General features: G+C 42.0%; 10 protein-coding genes and 3 pseudogenes. 8 read left to right on the top strand and 5 right to left on the bottom strand.

The window, feature by feature from the left end:
- Position 1: 1 nt before the first annotated feature.
- The 3 genes and pseudogenes from TT11_RS16890 to TT11_RS02450 all read left to right on the top strand — a co-directional run bounded on the left by TT11_RS16890 (position 2) and on the right by TT11_RS02450 (position 1,902).
- Positions 2-262 carry a CDP-glycerol glycerophosphotransferase family protein gene (locus tag TT11_RS16890; protein WP_370587753.1) on the top strand — a complete coding sequence of 87 codons (261 nt, stop codon included), beginning with the start codon at positions 2-4 and terminating at the stop codon, positions 260-262.
- A gap of 22 nt (positions 263-284) precedes the next feature.
- Positions 285-1,194 (top strand): annotated as a pseudogene (locus TT11_RS16885) (capsular polysaccharide synthesis protein).
- A gap of 72 nt (positions 1,195-1,266) precedes the next feature.
- The gene (locus TT11_RS02450; protein ID WP_261868956.1) at positions 1,267-1,902 is read left to right on the top strand and encodes a PhoP regulatory network YrbL family protein; all 636 of its coding nucleotides are present in this window, start codon (positions 1,267-1,269) and stop codon (positions 1,900-1,902) included.
- A 76-nt stretch (positions 1,903-1,978) separates the two neighbouring features.
- Here TT11_RS02450 and TT11_RS02445 read toward each other — a convergent pair whose 3' ends face one another.
- The 3 genes and pseudogenes from TT11_RS02445 to glnE form a co-directional block, all read right to left on the bottom strand.
- Positions 1,979-3,007, bottom strand: a complete 1,029-nt coding sequence (locus tag TT11_RS02445) for a glycosyltransferase family 4 protein (RefSeq protein ID WP_261868955.1) — start codon at positions 3,005-3,007, stop codon at positions 1,979-1,981.
- A 332-nt stretch (positions 3,008-3,339) separates the two neighbouring features.
- Positions 3,340-4,270: pseudogene (locus TT11_RS02440) on the bottom strand (branched-chain amino acid transaminase).
- Positions 4,271-4,578: 308 nt separating this feature from the next.
- On the bottom strand, positions 4,579-7,443 hold the full coding sequence (gene glnE, locus TT11_RS02435) for a bifunctional [glutamate--ammonia ligase]-adenylyl-L-tyrosine phosphorylase/[glutamate--ammonia-ligase] adenylyltransferase (protein ID WP_261868954.1): 2,865 nt from the start codon (positions 7,441-7,443) through the stop codon (positions 4,579-4,581).
- Positions 7,444-7,833: 390 nt separating this feature from the next.
- Here glnE and tusD point away from each other — a divergent pair, with 390 nt between their 5' ends.
- The 4 genes and pseudogenes from tusD to TT11_RS02415 all read left to right on the top strand — a co-directional run bounded on the left by tusD (position 7,834) and on the right by TT11_RS02415 (position 9,423).
- Positions 7,834-8,295, top strand: coding sequence for a sulfurtransferase complex subunit TusD (gene tusD / locus TT11_RS02430; RefSeq protein ID WP_261868953.1), 462 nt, complete (start codon positions 7,834-7,836; stop codon positions 8,293-8,295).
- A gap of 67 nt (positions 8,296-8,362) precedes the next feature.
- Positions 8,363-8,686, top strand: coding sequence for a hypothetical protein (locus tag TT11_RS02425; protein ID WP_101204423.1), 324 nt, complete (start codon positions 8,363-8,365; stop codon positions 8,684-8,686).
- 54 nt (positions 8,687-8,740) lie between these two features.
- Entirely contained in the window at positions 8,741-9,070 is a 330-nt protein-coding gene (locus TT11_RS02420) for a hypothetical protein (RefSeq protein WP_261868952.1), read from the top strand.
- Positions 9,067-9,423, top strand: a pseudogene (locus TT11_RS02415) (TusE/DsrC/DsvC family sulfur relay protein). The gene TT11_RS02420 and the pseudogene TT11_RS02415 overlap by 4 nt, the downstream one beginning before the upstream one ends.
- A 145-nt stretch (positions 9,424-9,568) precedes the next feature.
- Here TT11_RS02415 and TT11_RS02410 read toward each other — a convergent pair.
- Positions 9,569-10,129: a tRNA (cytidine(34)-2'-O)-methyltransferase gene (locus TT11_RS02410; RefSeq protein ID WP_261868951.1), complete on the bottom strand. Its 561-nt coding sequence runs from the start codon at positions 10,127-10,129 to the stop codon at positions 9,569-9,571.
- A 291-nt stretch (positions 10,130-10,420) separates the two neighbouring features.
- Here TT11_RS02410 and TT11_RS02405 point away from each other — a divergent pair, with 291 nt between their 5' ends.
- Positions 10,421-10,528: an entericidin A/B family lipoprotein gene (locus TT11_RS02405; protein WP_261868950.1), complete on the top strand. Its 108-nt coding sequence runs from the start codon at positions 10,421-10,423 to the stop codon at positions 10,526-10,528.
- 60 nt (positions 10,529-10,588) lie between these two features.
- Here the strand turns inward: TT11_RS02405 and hemW are convergent, their stop codons facing one another.
- Positions 10,589-11,941 carry a radical SAM family heme chaperone HemW gene (hemW, locus tag TT11_RS02400; RefSeq protein WP_261868982.1) on the bottom strand — a complete coding sequence of 451 codons (1,353 nt, stop codon included), beginning with the start codon at positions 11,939-11,941 and terminating at the stop codon, positions 10,589-10,591.
- Between the last annotated feature and the right edge of the window lie 187 nt (positions 11,942-12,128).

Genomic DNA, 12,128 nt, shown 5'->3' with positions numbered 1-12,128 from the left:
AATATTAGATAGACCTATCTTATTTTATGTATTTGACGAGCATGTCTATAAATCAAAAAGCCGTGAGATTTATAACGAAGTAGAGAACATAGTAGTTGGTGAAAAGTTATATGACTTAGAGTCTCTACTCAGTATAATGCTAAAGAAGCTAGCAGGGAATGATACATTATCGGTGCAACGTCAAAACACTATCAAATTATTCAACCTTAGCTTTGATGATACTGATAACAAAAGACTTACTGATACTATAATTAGCCTCTAATCATTAAATTTTGGATAAAAATATGATCTCACATAAAAACTCTATTAGGCTGATAAAAATTGCTTCTACATTAGTACCTTTTAGAAAATTAAGACGAGATTTTAGACAGTATCTAAATACGGTAATGAAGGTAGATTATAGAAAAAACTTGCAAGTACAAAACTATCTTAAGCAATACACTGAAACTTCTACCGAGCATCCAATTTCAAAGAGAGTTCCCCCTAAAGAACTGCCTATATGGCAGCTATGGTTTCAAGGTTCTGACCAAGCACCTCCCATTATCAAAAAATGCTTTGAAAGTGTTGAAGAACACTCATCTGGACGAGATATTATTATACTAGATGAAAATAGTTTATTAGCATACATAGATTTGCCAGACTTCATTCTTAGAAAAAAGAAAGCTGGCATTATCTCGAATACTCATTTTTCTGATATCGTCCGTATTTGCTTACTAGAAAAGTATGGTGGAACGTGGATTGATGCCACCGTCTTATTAACCAGCAGTCCTCAAGATAAAATACTAAACTCAGATTTTTTTTGCTTTTTATGTACCAGAAGACCATCCAAATTATGAATTTCATGCTTTTTCTAGTTGGTTTATGCATGCTCAACCGAACCAGCCCTTTATTAAAGATATAAAACAAACACTATTTAATTACTGGAAAAATGAGGCTAGGCTGATTGATTATTTCTGTTTCCATTTTATTGCATATAATGTAATTCACTCTAATAGGGAATATCTGAATAAGTGGCAGGCTCAAGCTTTCTTATCTAATAAACAGCCACATCTTTTACAGGAATCTTTAGATAAAAATTTTAATAAAGATTTTTTAGATATTATCAAAAGAGAGTCCAGTATTCACAAACTAACTTATAAGTATCGGACGTTTAAAAAAGGTTCTTTTTTAGACCACTTAGTGAATGACTATTAATTATTATAAATTATAGTTTTATATGCTAATAATTCTTGCTTAGATTCTTAGCCAGACAGGAATGATTAATCAATGTTAGATATCGAACAATTAAAACCACTAGGTGAAGGGACTCAAAAAATAGTCTTTGAATATCCAGACGATAGCAACAAAGTTATCAAAATCATAAAGTCTGAACATGCGACGCCTGATGGCGGTAGAGCTGGGCAGTATAAACTGCGCGCGCACAGATCCCAAGGCATCTATAGGCAGTTTCGTAGAGAGCTACTACAGTACCTGCAGCTTTGTAAAAGTCATTATGGAGCGTTGAAGTTCACCTTTCCTATCGAGACGGTGTACGGTTTTGTTGCGACAGACCAAGGACTAGGCCTGGTCACCGAGAGAATCACCTCACCTAGTGGTCGGGCTTTCTCAGTCTATGATCTGGTAAAAGAAGGGCTGTTTACTGACCGTCACGCGGCAGCATTAGATCAGTTTTTTGATGAGTGTTGTGATATGCACGTGGTATTTGGAGAGGTCAATATTGCTGGCATTATGTACACCGAACAGCGACAAGGGAAGCCAGAGTTTGTATTGGTCGATGGTATTGGCGAAAAGCTTATCATACCTTTTCGATCAATGAGCAAGACCATCAATACACGAAATATAAGAAAAGTCGAGCGTCATATAAAAAGTCAAATTCCTTTTTATCAAGCTACCGATGTTTAGAGTGATAAAATACTACTCAGACTGACTTAACAGCTGCTTAAACAACTCATAATATGCCTGAGTGACATAATTTTTATCATAGTGGTTTAAGACTTTTTCTCTTGCGGCATGAGCAAACGCTTGGTAGTTTTTTTGGATCAGACAGCACGGTCTCTAAGATATCTGCTAGCACTGCTGAGTCGCCGATAGGAAATAAAAATCCATCTGCTTTATCATCAATCAGCTCTTTTACCCCCATCGCGGTGCTACCTACTACGACGCAGCCACTGGCCATAGCCTCTAATACTGCAAGATTCAACCCTTCAAAACGGCTCGACATGACAAACACTTTATGTTGGCGCAATAGCTTTTCAACCTCACTACTGTACTCTATAAAGGTCACTTGATCTTGTAACTCATAACGAGCCACTAGGTCATGTATTTGTTTTTGATAGCGCTTACGGCCACTCCCTACTAGAGTCAGGGTGGGAGTGACACCTTTTTGTTTTAACTGCTGTAGCGCTTCGATCAAAGTAACATGATCCTTACTTTTGGCATAGCGCCCCACCATGATCAGATCTTGCGACCTTTGATGGACAGCTATGGGGTGAGCACCTCCAAATCGAGTGGTATCGATACCATTTGGAATGGCATGAATGGGTGCATGAAGACCTTGCGAAGACAACACCTGAGCCACTCCTTCAGAGACCGCCACAATACTGGCCGTAGATTTACTGAGTTTACGTGTTTGATGTCGCGTCCACGGTGTGTAGCGCTCTTTAGAATTATGCTCTACTTGTACTAGGTAAGGCACCTGTGCCAACAGTCCTGCTCGTCTTCCAAGTAAGTGCTCAGGAAACCCATGCGCAACCAATATGTCAGGTTGCCATTGCTCACATAGTTTTTTTAATTCATGGACAGTCGCAAGGTGCGTCTTACCTGTGACTATTTGATAGTCGATGCCTTTTTCTTCAAGCTCTGTCAGCTTTTCTGCGACCGTCGTTTTTTTTCGGCGCAATACTAATAGGCTGTCCGTTGATTCGATTTGATCGTGAGCCTCGACCAAATCAATAGCAACTTTCGTCGCTCCTGAAAAGCCACCAGTGACAAAATGTAAGACTCTCAACGGCTTCTCCATTGTTTTATTAGGCGTACGACCAATACCAGAAAAAGGGGCGAATTTATACTATTTCTACCCAGCTTTTACCTAGCACATTTTTTTTACCCGGCACACCTTTGCGCCAAAGCTGTGTCACGCTCGGCAGTATGGCCTACAGATGACCAGCTTCATGATGCTTGCTAATAGATAATTAGCGGCCAAGCGCAGCTATGATACAACATCCATCATATATGTGCGAGCTTGTCGATATCCTCCCCATAACAAATCAAAAAAAGCCAAGACCATCAAAGTCTTAGCTTTCTTTATACAGCGTCATGTTAAGACTTAATTAATAAAGCTTAATCAATAAAGCTTAACCAGTCCATATATTTCTCGTTGCGGCCATGAACCACATCAAAGTATAAGGTCTGTAGTTTTTCAGTCAATGGACCGCGGCCACCATTACCGATGATGCGATCGTCATATTCACGAATAGGCGTCACTTCAGCAGCAGTACCTGTCATAAATATCTCGTCAGCTAAGTAAAACTCATCACGAGTGATACGGCGTTCGATGACATTGATACCTAGGTCAGCTGCGAACTGCAAGATAGTACGACGGGTGATACCGTCTAATGCACCACCTGATAGGTCTGGCGTATGTAGCTCACCATTTTTTTACCAAAAATAAGTTCTCGCCCGCACCCTGACATACAAACCCTTGTGGATCCATTAAGATAGCTTCGTCATAGCCATTACGCGTCACTTCTTGGTTGGCCATGATAGATACAGGATAGTTACTAGAGGCTTTAGCCTTACACATAGTCACGTTTGGCATGTGATGCGTATAAGATGACGTTTTTACACGGATACCGTTTTTGATGCCTTCTTCACCAAGATAAGCACCCCAGTGCCATGCAGCAACCATAGCATTGATGCTATTGTCACGTGAAGATAAGCCAAGCTTTTCTGCACCTACCCAAATAAGCGGACGAATATAGGCTTCTGCCAAGTTGTTTTGCTTTACCACATCTTTATGTGCTTGCTCTAGAGTGGCAGCATCAAAAGGTACGTCCATTTGAAAGATTTTAGCTGAGCCAAGTAGACGCTCGGTATGTTCTTTTAAGCGGAAAATAGCAGTACGATTATCCGCTGTTTGGTAAGCTCGTACGCCTTCAAACACAGCCATGCCGTAATGCAAGCTATGTGTGAGCACATGAACTTTAGCATCTGGCTGTTCGATCATCGTGCCATTCATCCAAAGCTTACCATCTTGTGTTGCCATATTCATTTTATTGTCCTTATGCTAGCACTGACGTCTAACTTTTTTAGGTAGGTTTTATTTAACAGTAGTGATCAACATCGTATGATAACACCGCAGTGCCCATTTTTATTGCTTAAAGCACAGCTTGATTATGACGAACAGCTAACAGTATTAAGATGATGTGTGACCGATTATATCACTGGCCGTATTGGCAAATGAAATCTTTTGGTTTGAGACCCTATAGTTTTTAATTACGCTTTTTAATTATCACAAGGCCTTACAGTTTAAGCGTCTCTTGGACTATCGGCAAGGCCTTAATCATACAAGTTACGATATTACTCGTCGTCTGTCTCCACACCCATAAGATGCTGCCATTGTGACTGTACTAACGCTCGCGTCTCCTGCCACAATGACTCATCAACGAGCAAAGACTGCTCTGATAGTGCCAATTGATGCGTGGCAGCACGTATTCTTAGATAGGCATCGGTCAAATCCTGACAGACTTGGTCATCCCAAATACCAAGCAAGGCAACTTCTGCAAAAATTCGCACATTATCGCTCCATTTGGTCAAACTCGGATATTCATGCGAGTAGGCCAATACGGCAAACTGTGCTAAGAACTCAATGTCTACAATACCGCCTGCATCTTGCTTAAGATGAAATTTGCCCGCTTCCTGCTGCCATTGGCTCGTGCCTAGATGCTTTTGCATTTTGATACGCATGCTAGTAACTTCACTACGTACTTGATCCAGTGTCCGTGGCAACGACAAGACATCGCGGCGAATATCACAGAAGCGTGCAGTGACTCGTCTGTCTCCACAAATCGCACGAGCACGTACCAACGCTTGATGCTCCCATGACCATGCTTTATCCATTTGATAGGTTTCAAACGCATGACAAGACACTACCATCATGCCAGCATTTCCTGAGGGTCGCAGACGCATATCAATCTCATAGGCACGGCCATCACGGGTTTGAGTATTGAGATAATTCATCAGTTTTTGTACAAGACGCGCGGCAAACTTCATACCACTGACTGATTTTTCACCAGTGGTCATGCCTTGCTCTTTTATCTTGTGTAAGAATACCAAGTCCAAATCTGAAGAATACGATAGCTCTAAGCCACCAAGCTTGCCATAACCGATAATTGCAAAGCCGCAGTCCGCTTCAGTGACTGGGTCGCCATCTTGGCCAATAGGATACCCATAACGGTTAACAATCTCTGCAAAAGCACGCTCCAATGCTGCTTCTAGTACTACTTCAGCGATATAAGTCAATGAATCCGACACTTTCATTATTGGACGCTCCGCCAATACATCGCTAGCAGCAACCGCCAACACTTGATTCTTTTTGAACAGTCGCAGGACGCTTAACAGCTCTTCTTCATCGTTTGGCTCGACGCGTAGCAACTGTTGGCGCAAGATATCACGCAGCTCACGCTTATCTGGCAGATGGCGATAACGCTGCTGCAAAAATGTATCCAATAATACAGGATACTGAGCCAACTCTTTTGCGATCCACGGGCTGGCAGATAGCATTGGAATCAGCTCAATCGTTGCATTAGGGTTTTCAGCAATCATGACCAAGTAGATAGAACGGCGACAAATCGCTTCAAGCAGTGAGATCAATCTCGGTAAAGCAGTATTGGCAAGTTGCTGCTGTTCTTGATGCGCTAACAACGCATGGACAATGACAGGATATGCGTCGTCTAAACGCCCTCTGGCTTCATCACTTAAATTAGCCACCATTTTTGATTGCCAAAAATTCTGTAGTACCTCGCGATTTTCTTTTGTTAGCACTTCATTTAAACGGGCAATTTGCTCATCTAAGTGCTCTGGCTCTAGGTCGGTATCTTCGTTATCAGGTACTTGGCGCTCAGTGACCATACGCTCAAACGGCACATTGACACTTTCGCGATGACGATTAAGCTGATCTAATAAGGCATGCCAGTTTTCAAAATTCAGCGTCACTGCTAGATTATGCTGCCATTGCTCATCATGTGGTAAGCGCTGGGTCTGTTGGTCATTAATCGCTTGAATAGCATGCTCAAGCCGGCGTAAAAACCGATACGCGGCTTGTAGCTGCTCGTAAGTTGAATGCTCCAAGTAGCCAAGCTCACACAATACTTGCATCGCTTGCAAGCAAGGTTTTATTTGCAGCTGTGGATGCCGACCACCATAGATAAGCTGAAAGGCCTGTACAATAAACTCAATATCTCTAATGCCGCCCGCACCAAGCTTGATATTGTCCAAGTCTTCACGCTGTGCAACTTGGTTTTGGATAAGAGACTTCATTTCTCTCAATGCTGAAAACGCACTGTAGTCCACATAATAACGAAAAACAAATGGCTTAATCAGCGCTTGTATTTCTTCATAAAATGGCTGGTCTATTTGTCCGACTACGCGTGCTTTTAACCAAGCAAAACGCTCCCATGCACGGCCATGCATCGTAAAGTATTTTTGTAATGCGGACAGATGAATGGCCAAATCACTACCATCGCCCCATGGACGTAAGCGCATATCTACTCGAAAGACAAAACCGTCGGCGGTCTTGTTATCGAGCAGTTTAATAATGCCTTGACCCAATCTGGTCATAAAACGTTTATTATCTATGCTACGTGTGCCTTTTGCTTTATTACCATTGGTCTCTCCGCGCGCTTGATGTACAAAGATTAGGTCAATATCACTTGATAAATTCAGCTCTTGCGCACCAAGCTTACCCATGGCCATGATTGCCATATCATCAATCTGTACATTGCCTTGTTCATTGATAAAGGTCGGCTCGCCATACTTAGCAACCAAGTGCTGATAAGTATAATCCTTAGCAAAAGAGATACAGCCATCTGCAAACTCAGACAACTCATCGGTCAGCTGCTCCAGACTGATCGTCTGCAAGGCATCTTGCCAAATCCAGCGCATCATCAGCAGCGTGCGCAAGTGACGCAAACCACTCATGACCTTGATTTCATCAGCGAGTTGATAGTTCTCATCTAGCGTATAATCTTGTATCAGATCATCAATTTGCTGGCGGGTCAGCGTACTATTCAATGGATAGCTACGCAAAAACGTCTGACATGAAACGGTCCGACTTTCCCAAATCTGATAAGCAAACTCGCTCGCTGTCTGCAGGACTTGCAGTTGTTCTACGGTAGGCTGATAATCTGTACCATTGTTCACACGTGAGGGCATAGCAGGTAACATAGTGACAAAAACTCCTTACATAGAATGGTAAGACTACGTGAACCTAGCTCATAAGTTTATTGTTTTTTCTTACGAGGCAGTCACAGCATCAAATAATAATACTCAATGTGCTTACACTTGAGATAAAACCACGTTAAATAACAGTGACTCTACTTGGTTTGCGGCGCTTTATGTTAGCATAAACATCTTTGATAGAGACGACGCGCCGCTATTTGATGTGACAGTATGATCCGCTGCATGTCTCATTATCAGTATAAATTCTGTTTTCTGTCACGCAAATTTGCACACAAGCACTATAATAATAACGACCAAATGACTTTATACAAAGCATTTATAGCAACTCGGCCATAATTTTTAAACTCTTATTTATAATATGTGATACTGCGCCTTATGACGACCACTACCCCGTTACTACTGATTACTGCTGACCCTAGTCACCCACTGGCACACTTGGCGTTACGCTATGCACGCGCTTACCTGAATCGCGCAGCGAATAGTCATGATGTTGATAACACTGACACTAATAGTACAGGCAGCAGCGATAATACTACCTCTGAACAACCCCTGCTCAACGTCTTCTTTTATGGCGACTCGGCTCATATAGCCAATCGATTGCGTTGGCAGTCAGCCGATCAATTAGACTTGACCAAAGAATGGCAGTCTTTGGCTGAGCAGTATCAATTACCCCTGCCTGTCTGTGTCAGTACAGCCCTTAGCCGCGGCGTGAGTGATGTAGACAATAGCTCACGCCATCAGCTTGACGGTGCCAATCTTGCGACAGGGTTTACATTAGTGGGACTCAGTGAACTTGCGATGATGATGCAGGATAACTGTCGTTTGATACAATTTTGATAGCGTGTCGTTTGATGGTTTGTCTATTGAGATCACCGGTAGCGGTAACTATTTTTAGGAATACATAATGAGATTATTAATTCAGCTGCACACGCCCACTGAAGCAGCAAGCTACGAAGGTTGTGCGCTTGCGCTAACTTTAGCGACATTTGGTCATGAAGTGCAACTGTTCTTAGATGCGCCTGTCTTTGGCTTATTGATGCAATCTGACTCGCGGCTGCATGGCATGATTCAATCACTTGAGCTTTACGATATGCCCGCAGCTTGGCTACCTGATGATGTCTTTAGTGGCTGGGTCACTGGTATGCTGCCAACAGATCTGGCCTCACAGCTCACACTCGTGCCAGAGGTCATCAACTCGCAAGACTTTGAGCAGATACTTACCTTTTAAATCACTGTATAACTTAGATTTATAAAATAATAAAGCACGTAATCGGACACTTTTATGGCAACTTTATATCAATTGCATAGCACGATGGATACCCTTAGACGCAGTACTGAAGAGATGTTTCGCACTTGGCGCAAAGGCGATAGTATTATATTGCTCGGCAGCACCCCTGCTTTTATCGACTGGCTCAATGCTTATTTAAATGATAGCGATATAGATGGTATTGCTGGTATTTACGCATTAGCAGATGACATCGCACAGCTCACGGCAAATACAACTGGCAAACTTAATTTAGAGACTAAGTTGACTGCTATTTTAACCGACGCAGAATGGGTGAATCTGACTCAGAGCAGTCAGATTGACAAAGTGGTGACGATTGCCTTATGAGTAATGACATGACTACTCACAACGCTGCATTATCGGCGGCTGATATCGAACTAGATCAAGACGGTCATCTGTGTGATCATACAATTTGGACACCTGCTATCGCACAGCAATTGGCAGACACACTCGAGGTCAATCTGAGCGATGAGCATTTAGAAATTTTACAACAAGTGCGCGCGTTTTTGACAAATTTAATCACGCGCCAGCAACCCGTCCACTAATCAAATGGCTACAAAAAAACTTTGCCAGAACTTAATATTAGCAATCAAAAGCTACAGCAATTGTTTAATACAGGTTTGGTTGCACGTCATGTCAATCGCTTAGCAGGCTTACCCAAACCACCAAACTGTTTATAAGTGCTTTATAGTCGATAAGATATGATAAGCGATAAGATATGATCGACGTCGCACTATAAAATCATCATAGATTAATGAGCAGTGTATAACTGCTCATTGAGTACGCAAATATTTCTAAATCTATAGCTATTGTTTAAACAAATAGCTATTTTGGGTCATAGACTGTTAATGTCTCATACCCAATACTACGACCTTCATCGCCTGAAAATCCTTGCTGACGCCATATTTCGTACAAACAAATGGCTACGCTATTTGATAAGTTCAAACTGCGCGAGTCAGCTAGCATGGGCAATCTTAGCCAGTTATCAGCACCAATATCTTCACGTATATCGTCTGCCAGACCTGCTGTCTCAGAACCGAAAACCAGCGCAATATTAGGCATAGCAGAATTATCAGATGCGTCAGAGTCCGAGTTTTTACCAAAGTCATAATCGTAAAACGGTTTGCTAAGCTTGGTTGTCAATGCGGTAACGACATTGCAATCAGCAGTTTTTAGAGCTTGTCTCGCAGCTGTCCAATCGTCATGCACTTGCAAATGAGCATATTCATGATAATCAAGGCCTGCGCGGCGTAGCTTTTTATCATCAAGCTCAAACCCTAACGGTCTTACTAAATGCAGCTGTGCCCCGCTATTGGCACACAGTCGAATAATATTGCCAGTGTTACTTGGCATTTTTGGTGCTACTAGCACGATATGGATGGTCATTCTTACTCCACAAATATTCAGCGCTCTATTATTTAAATTTATGAGCGGTAGGTAATCGAAAGTTACAGTTTACTGCCAATAATTACATTTTGATACTGTGCAGCGTTTTTAACTTTCATTATGATGTCTGTAATGGATAACGCGATAGCATTTATGTATGACTGTCTCATCCAATACCTCTTCAGTGAATCTTGAGCACGATGCTTAGCATCACTGTTGTTACTTATAACCACTCATTTATCTTTGAGGATACTATTATGAAAAAAAGTAATCATCGCATCTTTAACTGCTATGTTCGTTCTAACTGGTTGCAACACGTTCAAAGGCTTTGGCCAAGACGTATCAAGCGCTGGTGATGCTGTAACTGGCGGCGCACAAGACGTACAAGATAAAATCTAAGGTTTGATTTTTTTAGATTTTATAAAGGGCTTATCATTTATTTGATAAGCCTTTTTTATGTTAGTACCTCGCTGCTATTAAACAATCATCTAAGTGCCGTTTTATAAAAAAAGCGCGTAATATTTGATTGAGATAACGCTGACCTAATACAGTCGGTTGCAACTGCGTATCACTATCTACCAATAACCCTTGTGCAACTAGACTGTTTACTTGTTTAATAACACTATTGAGCGCTAATCCAGTTCTCTTTTCAAACATCGACCAAGCAACGCCGCCGTGTAGGCGCAGCGCATTTAACATAAACTCGCTCACCAACTCTTCTTGATCAATCGCTTGCCAGCCAACCATTTTTGGTGTTATTTGGTTTATGTCAGATTCCTTTGTGGCATCTGAACTCACCACTACATAATCTTTTGGCAAACGTGATTTGCTAAAACGATAGATGCCTGGCGTTACTAACAAGTCATCTTCCATTTTATTTCTTAGTTCTAAAGAGCCATTATCGATACTGTCATTACGACTGATCGTCACTTTACCATGTGCTCCTGCGCCGATTGCTAAATAGTCGCCAAACTGCCAATAGTTGATATTATGACGACATGGTTTGTCTGACTCACCTGCCCACGCAGATACCTCATAGTTGTTATAGCCTAATTGCTGCAATAACGACTGACCTGCTTGTTCTATATCTGCCAAATTGTCTTCATCGGGTAAAATAGGCTGGCTACGGTAAAACACGGTATTTGGTTCAATAGTCAGTTGATACCAAGAGATATGCGTTGCGCCAGCATCATGCGCCATTTGGATATCTTCTAGCGCTTCATTCATGGTTTGCTGCGGTAGACCGTGCATCAGGTCGACATTAACCCGTACAAATCCAGCCGCTTTGGCAGCTCGAATTGCTGATAACGCTTGCACAGGATCGTGGATACGCCCCAGTACCTTTAGCTTATCGGCGGCAAAGCTCTGTACGCCGATAGACAGACGATTGATACCGACCTCTAAATACTGAGAAAATGGTGCATACTCAAGCGTGCCAGGGTTCGCCTCCATCGTGACTTCGATGTCTTCTGCAAATTCAAAACATGACCGTAAACCAGTAAACAGTCGCTGATACTGAGCAATGGGTAGCAAAGATGGCGTACCACCACCAATAAATATCGAACCAATTTTTCGGCCCTGAGTTAAAGGCTGCTGCATTGCGGCGTCTAGCAGTAACGCATCGACGTATTCTTCATACATGGATAGCTCACTGTCCATCGGTAGCTCATGCGAATTAAAATCGCAATAAGGACACTTCTTCACACACCACGGGATGTGAATGTAAAGAGACAATGGAATGTCTGTCACATTGACCTCGATAGTATCCGTCGTTGGTTCAGTAAGACTTAACGTATTCAGGTCATTTGGCATACTGTCTGTATTCACTTTGGGCATAAATAAACTTATTTTGTAGTGAGCAATAATGATCGATATCAAAAGTAACGCTAGGATAGCGACTAGATGAGATAAAGAAAAGCCTATCTATCATAAAACTATTAACAAAAACACGTATAAACGCCCTATTCACCATGGCAACTTATGGGCAATATATAGAGAA

It is taken from the genome of Psychrobacter sp. JCM 18901, assembly GCF_000586435.1.
GTDB lineage: Bacteria > Pseudomonadota > Gammaproteobacteria > Pseudomonadales > Moraxellaceae > Psychrobacter.
Note: the sequence above shows the minus strand (reverse complement) of the source record. Positions and strands in the feature narration are given on the sequence as shown.